We start from the raw sequence: 24,138 nt of genomic DNA, 5'->3' as shown, positions 1-24,138 counted from the left end.
TTAACATTCAACAGGCGGTTTGGGTCATTATTCATTTCTTCCCTGTTTGCACCCGAGGCCTGAAGACCCGATGTGCATATCATGCCCCATCTGGTTTGCGATAAAAATGGGTTCGCGCCCGCAGACAACAACCAGCAGGCAAAAGTATGTCGCGTATGGTACGGATTACGCCGCCGAATGCCAGCGAGTTTTATGTATGAGCTCCAGGGATGGCCCAATGAGGAGCAAAAGCCGTCTTTTTACTTCGTTTGATGTTCTTCAGCCAGATCGAAACCAATCAGTGTCTGCTCGGTTTTTACGCCCGGCATCATCTGATGCAGCCCCTTGATCAACTCTTCACCGGCATCAAACAACGCCTGTAACGGCATGGCCGGCAGGCTCTCCAGAATAAACCACATCTTGTCGGCATCTGCGTTCAGCCGGGTTCTTACCCCTTGGCGCCAGTTCCAGCGACGGCAAGTTACGCCCAGATCGTCGCGCCAGACGACTTCTCCCGGTTCCGGTGATTCATGTGCCACTTCACCGTCTTTCACCGTATCAAACAGTTCGCTTCCATCGGCAACCACCAACCTGGGTTGCCCGACATAGGCTTCAATATTTTCCCCTCCGACGGGAATGGCATAGCGAATGCTGATGGCATTATAGAGGTCAACTACGGGGTCGATACTGGGTAGCGAGCCGTCTCGCATGACCCGTTTGCGCAATGCTTCTGCAGAGCAGGGGGTGCGTTTGGGTTTGGCGCCGAATCGGGTAAATACCTCTCCCCAGGCGGCAAGATGAGCCTCAGCCCAGGGGGCATCACCCGCAGAAATAGAATGACAAGCCTGTTCCAAAGCCTGGCCGGCAATCCTCGGGTTGATAATGGGTGCGGCTTCAACCGCAATGCTTAAGGCTCTGAAGCCGGGTGCCACGGAGGAGACTTTGGGATCGATTGACGGAAGAACTGAAAACATCTGATAATCCTATAATGACTAATTTATTTCATGGTAATGACTAATGACCAATAAAGTCAATATATCGACCGAGCACGGCGCGGACATTCAAACTGTCAATGAAGCGGTTTCAAGCACCATCAAACAGCACCGCAAAGACAAGAAATTGACGCTTGATGAGCTATCACGCAAGGCGGGCGTCAGCAAAGGGATGCTGGTGGAAATCGAGAAAGGAACCGCGAATCCGAGCATTGCCATATTGTGCAAAATAGCGGCGGCGCTGGGCCTGTCTGTCGCCGATATCGTTAATGTCACCGATGCGCCCTCCGCTTATCTTATCGATAAAAAAGATATACCTACATTGTGGACGGGTGACTCGGGCGGAACGGCCCGTTTGCTGGCGGGGACGCGTGGGCCGAATATGATTGAGCTGTGGCGCTGGGAGATGTTTCCTGATGAGCTGTTTGCCTCCTCGGGCCACCCTCAAGGTACCTTCGAGCTGTTGCATGTTGAGCAGGGCGTTCTCCACCTGAAGGTGGGGAGTACCGAGATGATTGTTCCTGAGGGTGCTTCTGCCGTCGCCAGCACCGATGTGCCGCATCATTATTCAAATCAGGGTGAGGGGAAATTGATCTTCACCATGACCGTGGCCGAACTTCACTCCTGACAGATTGCCGGTTTGCCGGGTGTTATCCCAAGAGCGCGTCCGTGTAAGGGGTCATATGGCAGGGGGGATTATGCGTAAATTCTTGCAGGCCGGGTTATTGCTTTGTTTTGCGTCGTTTGCGGCCCACGCCGCAGAGTGCTGCATTTTCTTGCAGCAACCGTCGTTGTTACAGGTAAAAACCCATCTCAGCGGTGACGCTAACTATAAGCGGCTGCTGCAGGACGCCGACAGCGCGATGCAAAAACCCTTGCTCAGCGTCACCGACAAAGGTTTGACTCCCCCCAGCGGCGACAAGCACGATTACCTGAGTCTCGGTGCCTACTGGTGGCCGGATGCCGGCAAAGCGAACGGGTTGCCCTGGGTGCGCCGCGATGGGCTTGTGAATCCGGCCAGTAAAAACGAGCAGAGTGATGGCGTGCGGCTGGCGGAGTTCACTCAGCGGGTACAGATTCTGACGTTGGCAGGTTATTTCTCCGGGCAACAACGCTATAGCGACAGGGCGATCGCGTTGATCCGCGCCTGGTTTATCAACCCGCAAACGCGGATGAACCCGAACCTCAACTACGCACAGGGTATTCCAGGGCGCGACAGCGGCCGCGGTAACGGAATTCTGGACGGGCGTTATTTCGCCACCCGGATTGTCGACAGCCTGCTGCTGTTGCGCCAGACGCCAGGCTGGACGCTGGACGATGAAAGTCGGACGCGGCAATGGTTTGGCCGCTACCTCGATTGGCTACTGCACAGCCCCGCCGGTAAACAGGAAGCCGCCGCGAAGAATAACCACGGCAGTTGGTACGCCGTTCAGGTGGCGGGGATTGCCGCCTGGCTCGGGCGTGATGACGTGGTGCGGGAGATGGCGGCGCTGACGCAGCATAAGCTTGATTTACAACTCGCCGTTAACGGTTCACAGCCGCAAGAATTGTTGCGCACCCGTTCGTTCCATTACAGCTATTTCAATCTGCAGGCGTTGGTGCTGATGGCCGGGGTGGCGCAGCGCCAGGGCATTGACTTGTGGCATTACCGCTCGACGCAAGGCAGTTCGTTGTTGGCGGCGTTGGATTTTATGGCACCTTACGCTGATGCAGGGCGGAAATGGCCCTATCCAAGACTTGATCGGGTTGGGGTGCGCATCGTGCCGCTGTTGATTCAGGCGGATAGCCTAATGAAAACAGATCGTTACCAGCCGGTGATCGAGAAGGTGCGGTTCGATGTTGCGCAATGGCAGGGAAAAGAAAACTATGTGCGCGGTGCGGTAAAAGAAGCGCAGCGGCAAAGCTGGCTGGAAGCAGGGCGCGAACCGATCGCGCCCTGAAGGGGAACTTACTCGGCGGACGATTGTTCCGTCTTGCCGGCCAACATACTGAGGAAGTCGTACTTCTCTTTCAGTTCTTTCTCGGCGGCCTGGTACAACGCGCTGGCGACCTCCGGTTGCTGCGAGTTCAGGCGGCGAAAGCGCTGCTCTTTCAGCAGGGTTTCGGTCAGATCGCTGTTTGGCGGTCGAGAGTCCAGCGCCAGCGCGGGTTTACCCTGGTCGGCGCGGCGGGGATCGAAACGGTACAGCGGCCAGAAACCGGTAGCGGTCAGCTGTTTCATCTGATCGTGGCTAAGCGCCAGATCGTAACCGTGCTCTTCGCAGGGGCTGTAGGCGATAATCAGTGACGGGCCCGGATAGGCCTCCGCTTCCTGAATGGCCTTCACCGTCTGGTTGAGCTGCGCACCCAGGGAGATCTGCGCCACATACACATGGCCATACATCATCATGCTGACACCCAGATCCTTGCGTGCCTTGCGTTTGCCGTGCTCGCCGAACTTGGTGACTGCCCCGAGCGGCGTGGCTTTCGACTGTTGGCCGCCGGTGTTGGAGTAACACTGGGTATCCAGCACCAGCACGTTGACGTTCTCGGTCAGGCTAAGGACGTGGTCCAATCCGCCAAAACCAATATCGTAGGCCCAGCCGTCGCCGCCAATCAGCCAGATGGATTTATCCACCAGATAATCGGCGTCGGTCGCCAACTGGCGGGCGTCGTTACCCTCGATTTGCGTCAACAAGCCGCGCAATTCAGCGATCTGTCGGCGGCGCGGTTCCGGTGCGACGTCGATCATCTGCAACGCGTTGACCAACGGCTCAGGCAGTTGCGGCGCCAGCGTATTCAGCAACCGCAGTACGCGGCTACGGTGCTGATCGACCGTCAACCTGAAGCCCAGGCCAAATTCGGCGTTATCTTCGAACAGCGAGTTGGCCCACGCCGGGCCGCGGCCTTCGGCGTTGGTGGTGTAAGGCGTGGTCGGCAGATTGCCGCCGTAGATGGATGAACAGCCGGTGGCGTTGGCAATCAGCAACCGGTCGCCATAGAGCTGGGTCAGCAGCTTGATGTAGGGTGTTTCGCCACAGCCGGAACAGGCGCCGGAGTATTCGAACAGCGGCGAGATCAACTGCGAAGTGCGGATGTCGATGCGTTCTATCTGCGCTGGGTCAATCTCCGGCAACTGCAGGAAGAAATCGTAATGCTGCTTTTCCACCTCAAGATTATCGAGGCGCGAAGCCATGTTGATCGCCTTGATGTCCGGGTTCTGGCGGTCTTTCGCCGGGCACACCTCTACGCACAGGTTACAGCCGGTACAATCTTCCGGCGCGACTTGCAGCACATACTTCTGCCCGCGCATGTCACGCGCTTTGACATCCAGCGACTGCAAGCTGGCGGGGGCGTGCTCCATCGCCTGCGGTTGCACCACTTTGGCGCGGATGGCAGAGTGCGGGCAAGCGGCGACGCAGTGGTTGCATTGGGTGCAGAGATCCGGCTGCCAGAGCGGGATCGTCTCGGCGATATTGCGTTTTTCCCATTGGGTGGTGCCGACCGGCCAGGTGCCGTCCGGCGGGAAGGCCGAGACCGGCAGCGCATCGCCCAGCCCGGCCAGCATCGCGGCGGTAACGGTTTTGACAAAATCGGGGGCGGCATCCGAGACTACCGGCGGGCGCAGCGGGCTGCCGGCGTTGACCGGTTGCAGCGGGATCTCAATCAGCGCATCCAGCGTGGCATCCAGTGCCTGCCAGTTGCGTTCGACGATCTCCTGGCCCTTGCTGCTGTAGCTGCGGGCGATAGCGTCCCGCAGTTGCTGCAGCGCCACGTCGCCAGGCAGAATTTGCGTCAGTTGGAAAAACGCCATCTGCATAACGGTATTGATGCGCGCGCCGAGTTGGCACTCGCGCGCCAGTTTTGCCGCGTTGATAATATAGAAACGCGCCTGGCGCTGTTGCAGCACCGCCTGAACCTCCTGCGGCAGCCGTGACCATGCCTCATCGGCCCCGTACGGCGTATTGAGCAGGAAGATGCCGCCGGGTTTCAGCCGTTCCGCCATCTGGTAGGTATCGATAAACTGCAGTTGATGGCAACCGACGAAGTCTGCGCGGCTGACCAAATAGGCCGAATTGATGGGCTGTTCGCTGACGCGCAGGTGAGAAACCGTCAGGCCGCCGGCCTTCTTCGAGTCGTAGACGAAATACCCTTGCGCGTACATCGGCGTGCTGTTGCCGATGATTTTGATATTGTTCTTGGTGGCGGATACGGAGCCGTCGCTGCCCAGACCGTAGAACAACGCTTCCAGCGAAGCGCGCGGCGGTAGGGTTTCTTCGCTGAGCGGCAGGGAAAGTCCGGTCACATCGTCGAAAATGCCGACGGTGAAGCGCGGGCGCGGCCTGGCAAGTTGCAGTTCGTTGAATACCGCCAACGCACAGTCCGGCCCAAACTCCTTCGAGGACAAGCCGTAACGGCCACCGATCACCATTGGCATGTCCGCGCGTTCACCACGGCTGAAGGCCTCGGCCAGTGCGGTCATCACATCCAGATACAGCGGTTCCGCCAGCGCGCCCGGCTCTTTGGTGCGGTCCAGTACGGCGATTTTCCGGGCACTTTCCGGCAGCACGCTGAGCAGATGCCGAGCGGAGAAGGGCCTGAACAGCCGTACTTTCAGCACGCCGACCTTTTCACCGCGCGTTAACAGGGCGTCAATCGCTTCTTCGCAGGTGCCGATAGCGGAACCCATCAGGATCACTACGCGTTCGGCCTGCGGGTGGCCGTAATATTCAAAGGGTTGATATGCCCGCCCGGTGACCTGCGCGAATTTGTCCATCGCATCAATCACATGCTGGCAGGCGCTGTCGTACCAGGGATTAGTGGCTTCACGCGACTGGAAATAAGTATCCGGGTTAGCGGAAGTACCGCGCACCACCGGGTGGTCCGGTGACAAGGCACGGCTGCGGTGGGCGTCAATCGCTTCCTGCGGCAGCATCTGGCGCAGGGTATCGTCGCTTAACGGCACGATTTTGTTGATTTCGTGCGAGGTGCGGAAACCATCGAAAAAATGAATAAACGGCAGGCGGCTGTTGAGGGACGCCGTTTGGGATATCAACGCAAAGTCTTGCGCTTCCTGGACGCTACTGGCGCACAGCATGGCGCAGCCGGTCTGGCGTATGGCCATTACGTCGGAATGGTCGCCGAAGATCGACAGCGCATGGGTCGCCACGGTACGCGCGGCGACGTGCAACACAAACGGCGTCAGTTCACCGGCCAGCTTGTACAGCGTCGGGATCATCAGCAGCAGGCCCTGCGATGAGGTGAATGAGGTCGACAACGCGCCGGTTTGCAGCGCACCGTGCACGGTGGCGATGGCCCCGCCTTCGGACTGCATTTCCATCACGCGCGGCACGTCTCCCCAGATGTTTGGGCGGCCGTCGCCGGACCAGGCATCCGCCTGTTCCGCCATGGTTGAACTGGGGGTGATCGGGTAGATGGCAATCACTTCGCTGGTGCGATAGGCGACGGAAGCGACTGCATTATTACCATCTGTAGTAATCATCGACTTTACCTTTCATTGCTCAAAAAGCTGCAAAAGTTGCCTCTCGCAGTAATTAACAAAGTCTAGCAGAGGGATATATTGGCCCTTTATCGCGTTTGTGTGGCGGGCGAAAAAACAACAGAGCGCACGCACGAGGTAATATTTTCGGTAAAAATTGTTTTCAAACGGAGAATTAGCCGGGTGGTTTAACGACAATTTATTCGCGACGCGCCATACTGGTGAACGTGTTCACTTACAGAAGAAAAAACGATGAGCGGATTTATCTATTTGACCATGGCGATTGTTGCGGAAGTGATCGCCACCACCATGTTGAAAGCCTCTGAAGGCTTTACCCGACTGTGGCCCTCGCTGGTGGTTGTCGTGGGCTACGCCGTGGCGTTCTGGGGGTTGTCAATGGTGGTGAAAACCATGCCGCTGGGGATAGTCTATGCTATCTGGTCGGGCATGGGCATTGTTCTGGTGTCGATAGCGGCCGTATTCGTCTATCAGCAAAAGCTGGATCTGCCTGCGGTGATCGGCATGGTATTAATTATTGCCGGCGTCCTGGTGATTAATTTACTGTCGAAAACGGCGGCGCATTGATTGTTATTTTAATGTAAAAATAGCCAGCGTGACATTCAGTGACGCTGGCTGAATCATTCAGGAACAAATAACGAAAAATAAGGGGCTGTTGTACCCAGCCAATTTCAAATTAAGGCCAACGCAGTTAAAGCACGAATGTCGCGGATGTATTAACCCGTAGCAGAGGCCGGTAATATCTCCCGCTCCGGTAGCTAAAAATTCGCAGCAGCCCAAGATCCCCACCTCCGCCTTGCTCGCCAGCAAGATTTTAAACTTTGGTTGTCACTGCGCCTCGCCACCGCGACGCCGTTGCCTGCAAACCCGTAGTACGTCACCGACCCTCGGTGCCGGCATGGCATCGGAGCTAAAGAAATTCCGTAACGATAATAATGGCGATTTTGTTCAAATAAACGCCAAATAATTGCAGGAATATATTTCCATAATTAATTTATCAGGCTAAATTAAACAGGTTTGCATCAAAGATAACTGAACGTGTCCGCATTTAAAGTGACGCGGGTTATCAGCAATGGCGATTTTACACAGCGCAGTTCCGGGTTCAGGAGTGAAATAATGCAAAAATCAACGTGGCTGCTTGCCGGCGCCGTACTGCTTTTGGCCGCATGTAGCAGCAAGAGTGAAGAACCAGTTCAGCAGGGCAACAGCGCAAGAATCAATACGTTACAGACCAGCGCCAACTGCGCCAGCGTTGGCGGCATCACTACCGTGGCTCATAATTTAAACGGTGAAGCGGTAAGAATGTGCCAGATGCCGAACGGTAAGCAGTGTGAGGAGTGGACCCTGGGTAAAGGGGCTTGCTCGACCGCCGGTTAACAAGAAAGAACACCAGGCCGATCACACAGCCTGGTGAACAGGGATCACTGCACCCAGTCTCGCAGGGTATATACCAGGACATGGTCGCCGCCGCTCAGCGTTAACTGCTGAGCGTTGAGGCTGATTTTTGCCCCTTTTTCCAGCACTGCGCTGAGAGTCTGATCCCACTGATTGCGTTGCGCATCGGTGCACAGCATCCGCGTTGAGGCCAGGTTTTTCACCGTCAGCACGCCGTTTTGCAACTGACCGCTGCCAAAGAAGTGGTTACACATCGCGCCGGAAACATGCATTTTTTCACCGAACTCAATGCTCGGGGCGTTACCGGGCTGCGGCTTCACCGCAACGCCGTCCACGCTTTGCAGCACGAAATTGTGATGTAACAGGTCGTCTTCCGTGACCGTTTTACCGCTCTGGCTCATTCCACACCCCGTTAATAACAGCGCTGCTAACGCCATCGGCAGGCACTTTTTCATGCGTTTCCCTCACTAAAAAATCAGGCGTTAAGCTGATTAGGGCAATTTTCACCGCGATCCAACTGATTGACGTTTTTCAGCGTGGTTTCCGAGATGCTGGTCAGCGCCTCTTCTGTCAGGAAAGCCTGGTGACCGGTGAACAACACATTGTGGCAGGCTGACAGGCGACGGAATACGTCATCTTGAATCACGTCATTGGATTTGTCTTCGAAGAACAAGTCGCGTTCATTTTCATATACGTCCATCCCCAGCGCGCCGATTTTCTGTTGCTTCAGCGCGTCAATTGCCGCCGAGGAGTCAATCAGGCCGCCACGGCTGGTGTTGATGATCATGACACCGTCCTTCATCATCGCAAAAGCGTCGGTATTCAGCAGGTGATGGTTTTCCGGCGTCAGCGGGCAGTGCAGGGTGATCACGTCCGATTGCGCGTACAGCGTTTTCAGATCGACATATTCTGCGCCCAACTCCAGCGCTTGCTCGCTTGGATAGGGATCGTAAGCCAACAGTTTCATGCCGAACCCTTTCAGGATACGCATGGCTGCCACGCCAATTTTACCGGTGCCGATCACCCCAGCGGTGCGATTATGCATGTTGAAGCCGATCAGCCCCTCGAGCGAGAAGTTGGCGTCGCGGGTACGTTGGTAGGCGCGGTGAATGCGTCGGTTAAGACACATCATCATCCCCACGGCGTGCTCCGCCACCGCCTCCGGAGAATAAGCCGGTACGCGGACCACTTTGATGCCCAATTCTTTGGCGGCGTCCAGGTCCACATTGTTGAAACCGGCGCAACGCAGGGCCAGGATTTCAACCCCCAGCGCCGCCAGCTCTTCAAGCACTTCACGGCTGCCGTCGTCATTGACGAAAATGCACACCGCTTTGCAACCGGCGGCAGTTTTGGCGGTTTTCTTGCTGAGCAGGAAGTCGAAGAACTCCAGTTCATAACCAAACTGTTGATTCACCAGTTCGAGATATTTACGGTCGTACTGTTTGGTGCTGTATATCGCCAATTTCATCGTGGTTTCTCCCGCGTGATTTTGTGACGAATTTAACAGATTTTAGTAAATTCTACAATTGGTTAGCTTATGTTCGGTATGGGTAAAACGCTTTGTTGGGGGCAGGATTAAGAGTAGCGGAAGGGCGCGGGGGGCGAGGTAAAAAAATCCCCACGGGGGGTGGGGAATGGCTTCTCAAGTACAGTAAGCTCGCGGCTGACTTTTGTTAGAATGCTTGCAAGACTATTAATGAACAACCGCAACTACAATAACAAAAGTCTGAAACATATATTATTCACATTATGAATATGTAACTAAAGTCTACAAGGGTAGCATCGATGACTGGAAAACCGCCTGAACAGGCGTTACCGGTGCTATCGACTTCACCCTATGTTAAATTCGTGCCATCATTATTGCCAATTCAGGCATAGACTTACCCTTAAACGGCGTTCGGTTTGGGGGGATAATGCCTAACTCAGGAATGAAGCAATCATTTAATGACTAAGCGATTGAAAGTATTCATAGGGATTGTGACAGGTATTATGATCCTGCTGCTGGCGCTGTGGCAAACCCTGCCGCGCTGGCTGCCGCGCGTGCTTGCTCATTGGCTGCCGCTGGGCAGTCAGTTGGTTTTGCAGGGTAAACCGCGGTGGCAGCAGGGTGCTTTGCAACTGGATGGCGCCCGGTTTACCGCACAGGATTGTTTGCTGGCCGCCGTCGGGCCGACCCGGTTGACTTATCGGCAGGGGCGCTGGCAACTGATCGGCGACAAACTCAGCATTGATAGCGCCTGTTTATCAAAGTTGCCTGCCGGCGACGCCAACAGCGCTCCTCTGGCGCTTGATAAGTTGCAAAAACAGCTGCCGTTGCTGGATGTCACCATCAATGATTTCACGGTAATCCCGTGGCAACACTACGCCGGAAAGCTGCAATTGCAAGCTTCTGCTGGCGGCCAGCACCTGCTGTACCAGGGGAAGAACCTCAGCGTCGAAGCCGTGCTGGATAAACATCAGCAGTTGACGCTGAACAGCATGACACTTACCCCGCCCAACAGCCCGCAACCCCTGCATTTGACCGGCAAGATTGCCATTCCGCTGGATTTGGACAGCCTGCCTGCGCAGGGCGCGTTGCAGGGCGAGATGCAAACCGGTTATCTCGAAAAGCCGTTGCTGCTCGATATGCGTTGGCAACAGCAGCAAGGCGTGTTGACGCTGACGGAAAAGGGCGACGATAAGCCGCTGGTGACGTTACCCTGGGAAATCACCCCGCAGCAGGTCAGCATCAATCAAGGCGAGTGGCGTTGGCCCTACAGCCAGCAGCCGCTTAACGGCGGGCTGAATGTGGCGTTGCACGACTGGAGCAAGGGGCTTGATGAAACCCAAATCAGCGCTCGTTTGAATGTGATTACCGCCGGCCACAATGGTAAAGGCAATGCGGTGTTGACGCTGGGGCCGGGCAAGGTCGGATTGATCGACAGCGATCTGCGTTTCCAACTGACCGGCCAGGCGAATCTGGCCGATTTTTCCATGACCGCCTCTATTCCCGGCATTCTCAGTGGCACTATCCTTAATCCCACTCTGGTTTTGCAGCCAGGGTCGTTGCTACGCCTGTGGGGCAACGCCTCGCCGGAAATGAAACTGGAAGAGGCGCGCCTGCCGCTGGCCGGCGTCAAGGTTACCGCCGGCGGCATTACCGGCCGCCTGCAGGCCATCATCAACGCCAGCGACAGCTACTGGGGCCGCTTTAAACTGCATCTGGACGGTAAAGCGCAGGATTTTTGGCCGGACCACGGCAATTGGCAATGGCGCTATTGGGGGAAGGGACAGTTACCGCCGTTGCAGGCGGCCTGGGACGTTGCCGGCAGCGGCAGTTGGCAGGACACGACGATTGTTCTCGATCGTCTTTCCACCGGTTTTGACAAGCTGAAGTACGGCCTGGTGACGGTGGATGGGCCGCGTCTCAGCCTTGGCCAGCCACTGCGCTGGCAGCGTGGCGAGCAGAACCCGGCGTTCAATGCCGATATACAACTGGTGGCCGGCAAGGTCAGTTTCACGGACGGTGGTCACTTACCCGCGCCGGTGCTGGCGTTGCAGCTTAAAGGTACGACGCCGGACAGCTTCCAGTGGCAGGGCAAATTGCAGGCGGAACAGATTGGGCCCATCGCCTTGCATGGCCGTTGGGACGGCGAGCGGCTGCGCGGCGAAGGCTGGTGGCCGAAACAATCGCTGAAAGTATTCCAGCCGTTGATCTCGCCGGATCTCAATATCAAACTGCGCGACGGCGAGTTTTATGCTCAGTCGGCCTTTTCCGCCGCCCGCGTACAGGGCTTTGAAGCCGGTGGCCACTGGGTCGTGAACAATGGCGGCATGTGGCTGAAAGACGGTGAGATGAGCGGTCTGGATTTTGTCATGTCCTACCGATTGAAAAATCATTTGTGGCAGTTGGGCGCCAAAGGGCCGGTGACGCTGCGTATCAAGTCATTCAGCAATCTGTTCGAAATGCAGAATATCACGGCCGATCTTCAGGGCTTTTATCCCTACAGCGAGCCGGCGCCGTTAACGTTGAGCAATGTCGGCCTGGATGTGCTGAACGGGCATATCAGCCTGTCGGCGTTGCGGATGCCGCAACATGATGCTGCGGTGCTGAAGCTGGATAAAGTGGATCTGAGCGCGCTGTTTACCGCCTTGAAACCAAAACAGCTTGCCATGTCCGGCAAGGTCGACGGTGAGCTGCCTCTGTACCTCAATCACCCCAAATGGCTGGTGCGCAATGGGTGGATCGCCAATGCCGGCATGCTGACGCTGCGGCTGGACAAAGACATGGCTGATGCTATCGGCAGCAATAATCTGGCGACCGGGGCGGCGATAGACTGGCTGCGCTACATGGAGATCAACCGTTCGCGGGCCAGTGTCGATCTCGACAATTTGGGCGAACTGACGCTAAAAGCGCACATTGACGGGCTTAACCCGCAAAAAAGTGCCAAACGTGAGGTTATCCTGAACTATACCCATCAGGAAAACGTGTTTCAGCTATGGCGCAGTCTGCGCTTTGGCGACAATTTACAGGAGTGGCTAGAGCAGGCCCTCTCAAAACCCGGGGAACAACCATGAAAATCATCAGCGGGCCCTTGCTGGTCGCCGTATTGGGCACTTCTTTGCTGAGCGGCTGCGTGCCGCGCATTGAGGTCGCGACGCCCAAAGACCCGATTACCATCAATATGAACGTGAAGATCGAACATGAAATACACATCAAGGTGGATAAGGACGTCGATAATCTGCTGAAAACCCAAAGCGGTCTGTTCTAGGAGCCAAACCAAAAATGAAAAAACGTTATTTAGGCTTGGTGGGGGTCGCTTGGTTATTCAGCAGTATGGCGATGGCGCTGACGTTGGACGAAGCCAAACAGCAGGGCCGGGTGGGCGAGACGCTCAGCGGCTATATTGCCCCGGTCAAGCAGGACGCCGAAACCCTGGCGCTGGTGAAAAATATTAACGCCGGACGTACCGAAAAATATCAGGAAGTGGCGGACGGCAACCATATCGCCATCGATGAAGTGGCGCGCATGGCCGGGCAGAAGCTGGTGACGCGTGCGCCCGCGGGAGAGTACGTACGTGGCATTAACGGTCAGTGGTTGAAGAAATAAAAAAGCGCGTCGTTTGGCGCGCAGCGGCAATACAAATCTGGAATTTTTATGAGGGCAGTGCAGGTCTGAAAGGTATTAACGCAGATCGGTAGGGTTCGGCAGGGGCACATTGCCCCTGCGAAAAGCATCAGGCGGCGACAACTTGCGCCAGCACGGCTTTGGCATCGGCCTGCGCTTTGGTTGCAACGTCCGGGCCATAGGCGATGCCTTCGGCGAAGACGAACTCAACGTCGGTAATGCCGATGAAGCCCAGGAACAGACGCAGGTAAGGTTCAACCAGATCGGTTGGCGTGCCTTTATGAATGCCGCCGCGGCTGGTCAGGATGATGGCGCGTTTGCCTTTCACCAGACCTTCCGGGCCGTTTTCGGTGTAACGGAAGGTCACGCCGGCACGGGCAATCAGGTCGAAATAGTTTTTCAGCTGAGTCGGGATGTTGAAGTTATACATCGGCGCCGCCATAACGATGGTGTCATTGGCCTGCAGCTCGGCAATCAGTTCGTCCGACAGCGCCAGCGCTTCTTGCTGACGTGGGGTCAGTGGCGTATCGGAAGGACGCAGTGCGCCAACCAGCTCGCCGTCGAGCACCGGGATTGGCTGTGCGGCCAGATCGCGAACGGTAATGGTGTCGTTGCCGTGGGTGTTGGCCCACTGTTCCACGAAGAAATCGGCCAGTTGGTTGGACTGAGAATAACCCGCCAGGATGCTTGATTTGAGAACCAATACTTTGCTCATCGGTAATTCCTTACGTTATGACAGTGACATCAGGACAACGCGTCCCTTGCATGCAGTACACTCTATTCACATTCTTCCAACAGTGATAGCGCAATATTTCGAGATCTTTGTTCGATTTTATTGAATGACCCAATGCCGCTTAAGCAGATGGATTATGGGGAAAAAGCGGCTTGTGATATTCTGAGCGGCTAAAGCTGAAAATGTGCTTACACATCATTAAACCGTTGCTAAACCTTGATACGGCAGCGATGAGACAAGGAATACCGAACGTGAAATCTCCGCTCGCGGCATCCTCTGCCCAACTGGGCGAACTGATGCTCCGTGATCAACAACGCCTGCAACGTCGGTTGCAGGGCGCACGAAAAATCAAAAATCCCGATGCTCAGCAGGCGACCGTCGCTGAAGTAGAAAGTGACATTGCGGCTGCATTGCAGAAAGTGCAGGCGCGCGCCGCCTCTTGCCCGAAAATCACCTATCCGGAAAACCTGCCGGTCAGCCAGAAAAAGCAGGATATCCTGAACGCGATCCGTGACCATCAGGTAGTGATTGTCGCCGGGGAAACCGGTTCGGGGAAAACCACCCAGTTGCCGAAGATCTGCCTGGAACTGGGGCGTGGGGTGAAGGGGCTGATCGGCCATACCCAGCCACGGCGCCTGGCGGCGCGCACCGTAGCAAACCGCATTGCCGATGAGCTGGAAACGCCGCTCGGCGGCAGCGTCGGTTATAAGGTGCGCTTTAACGATCAGGTCGGGGAAAATACGCTGGTCAAGCTGATGACCGACGGTATTTTGCTGGCGGAAATCCAGCAGGACAGGCTGCTGATGCAGTACGACACGTTGATTATCGATGAAGCGCACGAACGCAGCCTGAACATCGACTTTATCCTCGGTTATCTGCGCGAACTGTTGCCGAAGCGCCCGGATCTGAAAGTCATCATTACCTCGGCAACCATCGATCCGCAGCGTTTTTCGCGCCATTTCAATCACGCGCCGATTATCGAAGTTTCCGGCCGCACTTATCCGGTCGAGGTGCGTTATCGCCCGGTGGTGGACGACGCCGAGGATACCGATCGCGATCAACTGCAGGCGATTTTCGACGCGGTGGATGAACTTGGTCGCGAAGGGCCCGGGGATATCCTGATCTTTATGAGCGGCGAGCGTGAAATTCGCGATACCGCCGATGCGTTGAACCGTCTTGATTTACCGCATACCGAAGTATTGCCGCTGTATGCGCGGTTATCGAACAGCGAACAAAACCGGGTGTTCCAGTCGCATCATGGCCGCCGCATTGTGTTGGCGACCAACGTGGCGGAAACCTCGCTGACGGTGCCGGGCATCAAGTATGTCATCGATCCGGGCACCGCACGCATCAGCCGCTACAGTTTCCGCACCAAGGTCCAACGCCTGCCGATCGAGCCGGTGTCGCAGGCTTCCGCCAACCAGCGTAAGGGCCGCTGTGGCCGCGTGTCGGACGGTATCTGTATCCGCCTGTACTCCGAACAGGATTTCCTGTCGCGGCCGGAGTTTACCGATCCGGAAATCCTGCGCACCAACCTGGCGTCGGTTATCTTGCAGATGACGTCGCTCGGGCTGGGGGATATCGCCGCATTCCCGTTTGTCGAAGCGCCGGACAAGCGCAATATTCTGGATGGCGTGCGCCTTTTGGAGGAGTTGGGAGCGATTAAAACGGCTGAAAACGGCCATTATCAGCTCACCCCGCAGGGCCGCCAACTGGCGCAGTTGCCTATCGATCCGCGCCTGGCGCGCATGGTGCTGGAAGCGCAAAAGAGCGGCAGCGTGCGTGAGGTGATGATCATCACTGCCGCGCTGTCGATCCAGGATCCGCGCGAGCGGCCGATGGACAAGCAGCAGGCGTCGGACGAGAAACACCGTCGCTTCGCCGATAAAGACTCGGACTTCCTGGCCTACGTTAACCTGTGGGACTACCTGAAAGAGCAGCAAAAAGAGCACTCCTCCGGCCAGTTCCGCCGGCTGTGCCGCAATGATTTCCTTAACTACCTGCGGGTGCGTGAATGGCAGGATATCTACACCCAACTGCGCCAGGTGGTGAAAGAGCTGGGGCTGCCGGTTAACAGCGAGCCTTCCGATTACCGCAGCGTGCATACCGCGTTGCTCACCGGGTTGCTGTCGCACATTGGCCAGAAGGATGCCGACAAGCAAGAGTTCACCGGGGCCCGCAACGCCCGTTTCTCGATCTTCCCAGGCTCCGGTCTGTTCAAGAAGCCGCCGAAATGGACGATGGTAGCAGAACTGGTGGAAACCAGCCGCCTGTGGGGCCGCATCGCCGCGCGCATCGAGCCTGAGTGGATTGAACCGCTGGCCCAGCATCTGGTGAAGCACAGTTACAGCGAGCCTCACTGGTCCAAATCCCAGGGCGCGGTGATGGCCAGCGAAAAAGTGACGCTGTTTGGGCTGCCGATTGTCGCCGCGCGGCCGGTCAATTACAGCACTATTGATCCGCTGCTGTGCCGTGAGCTGTTTATCCGTCATGCACTGGTGGAAGGCGACTGGCAGACGCGGCATGCATTCTTCAGCGCCAACCTGAAGCTGCGCGCCGAGGTGGAAGAGCTGGAACATAAATCGCGCCGCCGTGACATTCTGGTGGATGACGAGACTTTGTTCAGTTTCTACGACCAGCGCATTCCGAGCGATGTGGTGTCCGGGCGTCATTTTGACAACTGGTGGAAAACCGCCGGTAAACAAAAGCCGGACCTGCTCAGTTTTGAAAAAGAGATGCTGATCAAGGACGGCGCCAACAAGGTTAGCGCGCTGGACTACCCGAATGCCTGGCACCAGGGCAATCTCAAACTGCGCCTGACTTACCAGTTTGAACCTGGCACCGATGCCGATGGCGTCACGGTCCATATTCCTCTGCCTATTCTCAACCAGATTGAAGATCAGGGTTTCGAATGGCAGATCCCGGGGATTCGCCGTGAGTTGGTGATTGCGCTGATCAAGTCGCTACCGAAGCCGGTTCGCCGAAATTTTGTGCCGGCGCCGAACTACGCCGAGGCGTTCCTCGGGCGGGTGACCGCGCTGGAGCTGCCGCTGCTGGATGCGCTGGAGCGTGAATTGCGGCGCATGACTGGCGTGACGGTGTCACGAGACGACTGGCACTGGGATCAGGTGCCCGATCATCTTAAAATGACGTTCCGCGTGGTGGGTGAAAATCACAAAACCTTGCTCGAAGGCAAAGATCTGACGGCGCTGAAGCTGCAATTGAAGGACAAAGTGCAGGAGACGCTGTCGGCGGTGGCGGATGATGGGCTGGAACAAAGCAATTTGCATATCTGGAGCTTCGGCAAACTGCCCGAGTTTTATGAGCAGAAACGCGGCGGCTACTCGATGAAAGCCTACCCGGCGCTGGTGGATGAAAAAGACAGCGTGGCGATCCGCCTGTTCGACAGCGAGCAAGAGCAGCAACAGGCGATGTGGCAGGGTACGCGCCGCCTGTTGTTGCTGAATATCCCATCGCCAATCAAGTATCTGCATGAAAAACTGCCCAACAAAGCCAAGCTGGGGCTGTATTTTAACCCTTATGGCAAGGTGTTGGATCTGATCGACGATTGCATCTCGTGCGGTATCGACAAGCTGATCGCCGAACATGGCGGGCCGGTATGGCAGGAAGATAACTTCGCACGCTTGCAAGAGTTGGTGCGAGGCGAGCTGAATGAAACCGTGGTGGGGGTAGCCAAGCAGGTCGAGCAGATCCTGACCACGGTATTCAACATCAACAAGCGGCTGAAGGGCCGGGTGGACATGTCGTTGGCGCTGGCGCTCTCGGATATCAAAACCCAGCTTGGTGGCCTGATTTATCGCGGGTTCGTCACCAACAACGGCTGGAAGCGCCTGCCGGATACGCTGCGTTATTTGCAGGCGATTGAACGCCGGCTGGAGAAGCTGGCGATCGATCCGCACCGCGATCGCGCGCAGATGCTGCGGGTGGATCAGGTGCAGCAGGCGTGGCAACAGTGGCTGAACAAGCTGCCGCCGAAACGTCGGCAGGATGACGAGGTGAAAGAAGTGCGCTGGATGATCGAAGAGCTGCGCGTCAGCCTGTTCGCCCAGCAACTCGGCACGCCTTATCCGATTTCGGACAAACGTATCTTGCAGACTATCGAGCAGCTTTCGGCCTGACTAAGCGAGGGGTTCAGCATGCTGAACCCCCGTCGTTATTTTCCTGCAGCCAGCGCGTCCAGCGCATCGCGTATGCCGGTCACTGCCAACGCGCGGTTATCGGCGCGGTAACGGTCTTTGGCTGCCGGCGCGGAGCTTTGAATGGCGATCAACGACCAACCGTCGTTGGTTTTCAGCAGCAGGGGCGAACCGCTGTCTCCAGGAAGGGTATCGCACTGGTGCGATAGCACCCCCTGTTGCGCCCAACCCGTCACTTTACAGTTCTGGTGGCTGTAGAGATCGTCCAGATGATCTCCCGGGTAACCCGCTTGGGTAATCAGTCGTTTGGTCTGTTTCATCGCCAGAGTTAGCGCTTTGCTGTCGCCTTGCCACAGGGGCAGAGGTTTAATCGGCAGCGGTTTTTTATCCTTCAGGCGGATCAGCGCGAAGTCATAGGCTGCGGCAGCCGGCGGCACAATCCATCCCTCGCCGTCAGGCTTGAGCTTTTTCCCCAACTTGCGGTCGACCAGCGTTTCGATATTGTCGGTCTGGTATTTCCAGCTCTTATTGCCGGCAACAAAACGCAGGGCGATGGCCTTATCCAATTGGCCTGGCGGCGCCAGTACGCAATGGCCGGCGGTAAGCGCCAGATGGGGGGAAATCAGTGTGGCGGTGCACAAGTTGCCGCTGGCGGTTTCCACCTGGCCAATTGCCTGCCAGGGCCACCCCTCGGTTTCTGTGACTTTTATCCGATCATCCTTACCGAAAAATAAGCGGGTTTGCTCAGCCATCGACGCGTCGGATGGGCTGTCGGCCCGGGCTGAGAGGGAGAATGCGAGCGGGAATGAGCACAGCAACAGCAAAACGGTTATGCGCATAGATCTCTTGCCTGGCAAATACGAATCATCCATAAACACACGGAATGCTAACTATAGACTGATTTAGCTATTGTGTGGATGGGCAGTGATTGATTTTTCGATAATTTATAACCGGAGGACATCTGCGGCTACAAATAAAAGAAGGTGGCGACCAACCCGCACAGGATCAGGGCGACCAGAATGATTTCAAATAAGTAGCGGCGCAGCATTGATGAGAACCCCCGATGAAAAAACACCCGGCGAACCGGGTGTTGGACAAATCAATTCTGGACTGGTGAGGGGAGCCTCACATCAGATTGCTGTTACGCAGCTTTTTTATGGCTGGTTTTTTTGTGGTGTTTTTTTGCTGCCTGAGCTTTCTGAGCCGGGGCTTTTTTAGCGGTGGCTTTGTGATGCTTTTTAGCCGACTGCGCTTTTTGAACTGCCGCTTTCTTCGCGTGATGTTTTTTCACGTGAGTGGTTTTAGCCGGTGCAGCAGTAGTAGTGGTGGTCGCCGTCGCCGCAGGTGCGGTAGTGGTGGTGGCAGCGTCAGCAGCGAAGGCAACAGAAGACAGACCCATTGCAGCGGCAACAACCAGAGCTAATACTTTTTTCATAAAAGAATCCTCAAATTACTCGTCATGTATCAAGCCCACTGCGGGGCCGGTGTTAAGATAGTAGGCAAATGGCGGAATGCTTTCCGTGAGTGATTGGTTTCGGCGTGTAACCTAATGTACAAGCCGCGGGAGGTAGACTGAAGCGGTGTGCCATAACGCAAAAAGGAACGGCAAATGAAAGATATCGCGATTCGTCGCGGGCTTACAGAGCAGGGCGAAGTACCTATAGCCTATGAGGATTGGGGCAATATCGCACATCCACCGTTGCTGTTGATTATGGGCATTGGCGCGCAGATGCTGCTGTGGCCGGACGATTTCTGTCGCGAGTTGGTGGACAAAGGCTTTCGGGTGATCCGCTTCGATAACCGCGATGTCGGCCTGTCCGGCAAGACGCAGGGCAAGAGGTTGCAACCCTTGTGGCTATTGATATTGCGCGCTCAACTGGGCTGGCAAACCCAGGTGCCGTATACGTTGGAGGACATGGCGCAAGACGCGGTGCATTTGCTGGATCACCTGCAAATAGCGCAGGCTCACGTGCTGGGCGCCTCAATGGGCGGCATGATTGCTCAGGTGCTGGCGGCGGAATACCCGCAGCGGGTAAAGTCGCTGACCATCTTGTTTTCCAGCACCAACCAACCGTTATTGCCGCCGCCGGCGCCTTCATTACTGAAACTGTTGCTGCGGCGCCCGCCGGCAAATGCGACGCCGCAGCAGCGATGCCAGTCTTTGAAAGACGGATTGCGCGCGTTGGGTAGCCCGGCTTATCCGCTCGAGGAGGTGGAACTGGATATGCTGGTCAGGCGCTTATTAAAGCGGGGGATGGATGCCGAAGGCCTGCAACGGCAGTTGTCGGCGTTACTCGGCAGTGGTGACTTGCGTCGTTACAGCCACCGGATCACGGCACCGACGCTGGTGATCCACGGCAGTGCCGATCGTCTGGTGCGCAAAGCCGGTGGCGTTGCCGTCGCCAGAGCGATAGCCCATTCGCAACTGCAGGTCATCCCGAAGATGGGCCACGATCTGCCGCCTCAATTGCGGCCGCAATTGATAGAGATGATCAGCGCACATGCCGCGCGGTAGCCTGGCCGGCAGAAATGCGCTGGCCAGCAGGCGTTTTTTAGTTACAACATACATATAGCGTGCCGCCAACCGCCACTCTGTGGCCAAGGTGTCGTAAGCGAGGAGAGTGCTCTATGGGAGGGCGTAGGCGAGGCAGGAGGGAAAAGGCACGGTTTTACCCGTGCCTGGGGGCATTACAGATAGCGGTTTTCCAGGTGTTGACGGAAATAGCGCGGGTTGAGCGTTTCACCGGTAGCCTTGGTGATCAGCTCATCAGTAGAGAAACGGCTACCGTGACGCCAGATATTCTGTTTCAGCCATTGGAATAACGGGGTCAGGTTACCTTCGGCGATGTCGCTGGTCAGCGAAGGCAGCGCTTCACGGACACTGTGGAACAGTTGCGCAGCGTACATCGCGCCCAACGTATAAGTCGGGAAGTAACCGAAAGCGCCGTCGGTCCAATGAATATCCTGCATGCAGCCATTGCGGTAGTTACCGACCGTATCCAGGCCAAGGTAATCGCGCATTTTTTCGTTCCACAGCGCCGGGATGTCTTCCACTTCAATAGCGCCTTCGACCAGGGCTTTCTCGATTTCATAACGCAGAATCACATGCGCCGGGTAACTCACTTCGTCCGCATCCACGCGGATCAGGCCAGGTTTAACGCGTTGATTCAGGCGGATGAAGTTACTTTCTTCCAGCGCCGGTTGCTCACCGAACTGCTTGATAATCAACGGGCGCAGAATTTTCAGGAAATCGCTGCCACGCGCCAACTGCATTTCAAACAGCAGGCTTTGCGATTCGTGGATCGCGGTAGAACGCGCCTGAGCTACCGGTTGGCCCAGCCAATCACGCGGCAGGTTCTGCTCGTAACGTGCATGTCCTGTTTCGTGGATAATGCCGAGCAATGCGGTATGGAATTCTTTCTCATTGTAGCGGGTGGTGATACGAACATCTTCCGGCACACCGCCGCAGAAGGGGTGAGCGCTGACGTCCACGCGGCCACCGTCGAAGTTGAAACCGAGCAGTTTCATCACGCTCAGGCCCAGTTGACGCTGGGTATCGACCTTGAACGGTCCCTCGGGAATGAGGCAAGGCTCTTGGGCCTGTCTGGCCACCACTTTTTGCAGGAGATCGGGCAGCCAGGTTTTGAGATCGCCAAAAATACGGTCAATATCGCTGCTGCGCATGCCTGGCTCATACAGGTTGAGCAGGGCATCATAGCGGCTTGAACCTGCAGCTTCAGCACGGATCTGCGCTTCCTGACGGGTCAGTTTGACCACTTCACGCAGGTTCTCCGAAAACCCTTCCCAATCGTTGGCGGGGCGCTGGGAGCGCCAGGCGTGTTCACAACGCGCACCAGCCAGCGATTTAGCCTCAACCAGCGACTCCGGCACCAGTACGGCGTTGTCATATTGGCGGCGCATTTCCAGCAAATTGGCCTGGTCAAAACCATCCAGCGTTTCCTGCTGCGCGCGTTCAAAGAGGCGACCGGTATTTTCCGCCGTCAAAATCTGGTGTTGCAGCACGCTCAGTTCGGCCAGTGCTTCCGAGCGCGCTTTGTTTCCGCCCGGCGGCATCATGGTCTGCATATCCCAGCCGGCAATGGCGGACAGGTGGCCGAATCGCGATAGTCGGGTGAAAATGGCGCGCAGTTCGCGGTAGGCGGATGAAGGCGAATGTGCAGATGTCATTGTTTGGCTCCCTATTATTGTGAGCCGGATAACCTGATCGTTCAGACTGTAGCGCTGACGGGGTTACACCGGGTCTGCTTTTAAATTGAAAGTGGGCTTCACTGGCCAGCAGAAGCGGAAGCTGGCGCCGCCGAGTGAGCTGGCGTCTACGTAAACCTGGCCCTGATAGGCGACGGCGATAGAGTGAACAATCGCCAGGCCCAGCCCGCAACCGCCGGTGGCGCGATCGCGGCTGGGATCGAGGCGCACGAAGGGTTCGAACACGCGTTCGCGTTCTTCAGGTGGAATGCCTGGCCCGTCGTCTTCTACCTGCAGGCAGGCTGCGTCGCCGTCAAACCACAGGCCGATGCGCAGGCGTTGTTCGCTGTAGCGCAAGGCATTGTTCACCAGATTATCCAGTACCCGCTCCATCAGCCGTAAATCGACGCCGCCAAAATCGCCGGCATGCGGAATATCCAGCTGGATCTCGCGCTCCGGGTGAATCAGGCGCATATCCTCTACTTTGTCTTCCAGCCAGTTGGGCAGGTCGAGCGGTTCTATGTTCAGCGCCACCTGTGGACGATCCAGCCGCGCGTAGGTCAGCAGCTCGTCTATCAGCGATTCCAACTGACCGATATCGCGGTTGAGCGCCTGTTGTTCGCTATCTGAAAGGTTATCGCTCATCGCTAACCGGTAGCGCAGCCGCACCAGAGGGGTACGTAATTCATGGGCGATACCGTCAATCAACTGTTTTTTACTGGCAATCAGCGTATTGACGTTGTCTGCCATCTGGTTGAAAGCCACCCCGAGCCGATTCAGGCTCGAGGTCGGGTCAAAATGGGTGCGCTCATCCAGATGGCCTGCGCCGAGTCGTTGGGCGGCGTTCTCCAGTTTGAGCAAATCTTGCCAGTGCGGACGCATCCATAAAAATACCGGCAACGCCAGCGACATGCCGATAAACACCAGCAGCGCCAGATCCAGCAGCCGCATCTGATGCAGGTAGAACAGGTACGGAATGGGGCCGACCACCAACACGTAATGGCTGCGCGGGATGCGTTGCATAAAGGTGTATTGATCGTCGAGAGCGATGATTTCACCGAGGCGCAGACGTTTTTTCAGATCTTCACTCAGATCCTGTTTGCCGAGCGGTTCGATATGCAGCTTAAACGACAGGTTCAAGTCCAGCGTCGCGATGGTCTTATTCCAGTCTTTCAATGGAATTTCCCGCAGTTCGCTGCGCATCAGGTACAGCGAGCTTTTCATCAGGTCGTCCATTGACTGGCGACCGGCGCGTTCGGCTGTGACCTTGTACACCAGGCCCACCAACATCGCCATCACCAGAAAGCAGACGAACAGCAGCAGGAAGAACTGCACGAAAAGCTTTCTCATTGCTGTACGAACTCCCAGGCATTTGGTGCGAACAGATAACCTTTATTGCGCACGGTTTTGACGCGAAAAGGCTCCAGCGCATTGTCGTACAGCTTGCGGCGCAGACGGGAAATCGCTACGTCGATGCTTCGATCAAGGCCGTCGTAGCTCACGCCGCGCAAATTCTGCAACAGTGCCTCGCGGTCCATGATCTGCCCGGCGTGGGTGGCCAGTTCCCACAGCAGATCGAAATCCGAGGTGGAAAGGGTGATCACTTCTTCACCCAGCGTCACCTGGCGGTTAACCGGATCGATGCACAACAACCCGAAGTGCAGCGCATTGTGCTGGGTGATCGGTTGCGTTGACTCTTCCTTGGGGTGATTGCCATGCTGGCGCAGGTGTAAACGCAGCCGTGCCAGCAAAACCGCCGGCGGCGTGGTTTTCAGAATGTAATCGTTGGCACCCATTTCCAATGAAAGGATATGGTTCATATCGCTGTCGAGCGAAGTGAGCAGCACGATCGGCCCGGGGAAGGTCGGACGCAAATCGCGGCACAGCGTCATGCCGTCTTTCCCGGGCAGCATAATGTCGAGCAGCACCAGGTCCGGCAGTTCTTGCTCTATGCGCGCTTGCGCACTGTCGCCACGCGGCTCAATCAACACTTCTATATCGTGCTTGCCCAAATAGGCGGCAATCAACTTGCCGACTTCAGGATCGTCTTCCACAAAAACAATTTTATGCAT

Annotated in this window: 19 protein-coding genes and 1 pseudogene; 9 read left to right on the top strand and 11 right to left on the bottom strand. The window is 56.4% G+C overall.

Annotated elements, in window-relative coordinates:
• Positions 1–78: 78 nt before the first annotated feature.
• Positions 79–224, bottom strand: a pseudogene (locus ACTJJ1_RS07200) (tyrosine-type recombinase/integrase); the annotation flags it as partial.
• 15 nt (positions 225–239) lie between these two features.
• Positions 240–953: a B3/B4 domain-containing protein gene (locus tag ACTJJ1_RS07195; RefSeq protein WP_004945063.1), complete on the bottom strand. Its 714-nt coding sequence runs from the start codon at positions 951–953 to the stop codon at positions 240–242.
• Between the two features lie 43 nt (positions 954–996).
• Between ACTJJ1_RS07195 and ACTJJ1_RS07190 the strand changes: the two genes are divergently transcribed.
• Positions 997–1,599, top strand: a complete 603-nt coding sequence (locus ACTJJ1_RS07190; protein ID WP_006325641.1) for a helix-turn-helix domain-containing protein — start codon at positions 997–999, stop codon at positions 1,597–1,599.
• 70 nt (positions 1,600–1,669) lie between these two features.
• Positions 1,670–2,911: an alginate lyase family protein gene (locus tag ACTJJ1_RS07185; protein ID WP_440832973.1), complete on the top strand. Its 1,242-nt coding sequence runs from the start codon at positions 1,670–1,672 to the stop codon at positions 2,909–2,911.
• 8 nt (positions 2,912–2,919) lie between these two features.
• Here the strand turns inward: ACTJJ1_RS07185 and nifJ are convergent, their stop codons facing one another.
• Positions 2,920–6,453 carry a pyruvate:ferredoxin (flavodoxin) oxidoreductase gene (nifJ, locus tag ACTJJ1_RS07180; RefSeq protein WP_064798854.1) on the bottom strand — a complete coding sequence of 1,178 codons (3,534 nt, stop codon included), beginning with the start codon at positions 6,451–6,453 and terminating at the stop codon, positions 2,920–2,922.
• A 249-nt stretch (positions 6,454–6,702) separates the two neighbouring features.
• On the opposite strand from nifJ, the gene ACTJJ1_RS07175 reads away from it, so the two are divergent.
• A complete protein-coding gene (locus ACTJJ1_RS07175; protein WP_004945049.1) occupies positions 6,703–7,035 on the top strand; it encodes an SMR family transporter in 333 nt (110 codons plus the stop codon).
• Between the two features lie 549 nt (positions 7,036–7,584).
• Complete coding sequence (locus ACTJJ1_RS07170) at positions 7,585–7,845, top strand: DUF333 domain-containing protein (protein WP_004945045.1); 261 nt, start codon at positions 7,585–7,587, stop codon at positions 7,843–7,845.
• A gap of 44 nt (positions 7,846–7,889) precedes the next feature.
• On the opposite strand, the gene hslJ is transcribed toward ACTJJ1_RS07170, so the two are convergent.
• Complete coding sequence (gene hslJ, locus ACTJJ1_RS07165) at positions 7,890–8,318, bottom strand: heat shock protein HslJ (protein ID WP_440832970.1); 429 nt, start codon at positions 8,316–8,318, stop codon at positions 7,890–7,892.
• Between the two features lie 20 nt (positions 8,319–8,338).
• Positions 8,339–9,331, bottom strand: a complete 993-nt coding sequence (locus ACTJJ1_RS07160; protein ID WP_004945038.1) for a 2-hydroxyacid dehydrogenase — start codon at positions 9,329–9,331, stop codon at positions 8,339–8,341.
• Positions 9,332–9,807: 476 nt separating this feature from the next.
• Between ACTJJ1_RS07160 and ACTJJ1_RS07155 the strand changes: the two genes are divergently transcribed.
• The 3 genes from ACTJJ1_RS07155 to ACTJJ1_RS07145 are packed head-to-tail and all read left to right on the top strand — an operon-like array spanning position 9,808 to position 12,952.
• On the top strand, positions 9,808–12,420 hold the full coding sequence (locus ACTJJ1_RS07155) for a YdbH family protein (RefSeq protein WP_440832967.1): 2,613 nt from the start codon (positions 9,808–9,810) through the stop codon (positions 12,418–12,420).
• Positions 12,417–12,614, top strand: a complete 198-nt coding sequence (locus tag ACTJJ1_RS07150; RefSeq protein ID WP_004945033.1) for a YnbE family lipoprotein — start codon at positions 12,417–12,419, stop codon at positions 12,612–12,614. The genes ACTJJ1_RS07155 and ACTJJ1_RS07150 overlap by 4 nt, the downstream gene beginning before the upstream one ends.
• Before the next feature lie 14 nt (positions 12,615–12,628).
• On the top strand, positions 12,629–12,952 hold the full coding sequence (locus tag ACTJJ1_RS07145) for a YdbL family protein (RefSeq protein ID WP_004945028.1): 324 nt from the start codon (positions 12,629–12,631) through the stop codon (positions 12,950–12,952).
• A 127-nt stretch (positions 12,953–13,079) separates the two neighbouring features.
• Here the strand turns inward: ACTJJ1_RS07145 and azoR are convergent, their stop codons facing one another.
• Entirely contained in the window at positions 13,080–13,685 is a 606-nt protein-coding gene (gene azoR, locus ACTJJ1_RS07140; RefSeq protein ID WP_004945026.1) for an FMN-dependent NADH-azoreductase, read from the bottom strand.
• Between the two features lie 269 nt (positions 13,686–13,954).
• Between azoR and hrpA the strand changes: the two genes are divergently transcribed.
• On the top strand, positions 13,955–17,842 hold the full coding sequence (gene hrpA, locus ACTJJ1_RS07135; RefSeq protein WP_440832964.1) for an ATP-dependent RNA helicase HrpA: 3,888 nt from the start codon (positions 13,955–13,957) through the stop codon (positions 17,840–17,842).
• Between the two features lie 35 nt (positions 17,843–17,877).
• On the opposite strand, the gene ACTJJ1_RS07130 is transcribed toward hrpA, so the two are convergent.
• Together ACTJJ1_RS07130 and asr are read right to left on the bottom strand one after the other, a co-directional pair.
• Positions 17,878–18,699, bottom strand: coding sequence for a trypsin-like serine peptidase (locus ACTJJ1_RS07130; RefSeq protein WP_006325633.1), 822 nt, complete (start codon positions 18,697–18,699; stop codon positions 17,878–17,880).
• A 302-nt stretch (positions 18,700–19,001) separates the two neighbouring features.
• Positions 19,002–19,295 carry an acid resistance repetitive basic protein Asr gene (gene asr / locus ACTJJ1_RS07125; protein WP_004945019.1) on the bottom strand — a complete coding sequence of 98 codons (294 nt, stop codon included), beginning with the start codon at positions 19,293–19,295 and terminating at the stop codon, positions 19,002–19,004.
• A gap of 174 nt (positions 19,296–19,469) precedes the next feature.
• On the opposite strand from asr, the gene ACTJJ1_RS07120 reads away from it, so the two are divergent.
• Positions 19,470–20,375 carry an alpha/beta fold hydrolase gene (locus tag ACTJJ1_RS07120; protein ID WP_440832962.1) on the top strand — a complete coding sequence of 302 codons (906 nt, stop codon included), beginning with the start codon at positions 19,470–19,472 and terminating at the stop codon, positions 20,373–20,375.
• Between the two features lie 173 nt (positions 20,376–20,548).
• On the opposite strand, the gene ACTJJ1_RS07115 is transcribed toward ACTJJ1_RS07120, so the two are convergent.
• The 3 genes from ACTJJ1_RS07115 to rstA all read right to left on the bottom strand — a co-directional run bounded on the left by ACTJJ1_RS07115 (position 20,549) and on the right by rstA (position 24,138).
• Entirely contained in the window at positions 20,549–22,048 is a 1,500-nt protein-coding gene (locus tag ACTJJ1_RS07115) for a carboxypeptidase M32 (protein WP_004945014.1), read from the bottom strand.
• Positions 22,049–22,111: 63 nt separating this feature from the next.
• Positions 22,112–23,416 carry a two-component system sensor histidine kinase RstB gene (gene rstB / locus ACTJJ1_RS07110; protein WP_004945012.1) on the bottom strand — a complete coding sequence of 435 codons (1,305 nt, stop codon included), beginning with the start codon at positions 23,414–23,416 and terminating at the stop codon, positions 22,112–22,114.
• Positions 23,413–24,138: a two-component system response regulator RstA gene (gene rstA / locus ACTJJ1_RS07105; protein WP_004945009.1), complete on the bottom strand. Its 726-nt coding sequence runs from the start codon at positions 24,136–24,138 to the stop codon at positions 23,413–23,415. The genes rstB and rstA overlap by 4 nt, the downstream gene beginning before the upstream one ends.

The organism is Serratia sp. 22264 (assembly GCF_052045345.1).
GTDB classification, from domain to species: Bacteria; Pseudomonadota; Gammaproteobacteria; order Enterobacterales; family Enterobacteriaceae; genus Serratia; species Serratia plymuthica.
This window is presented reverse-complemented; position numbering and strand designations above follow the sequence as displayed.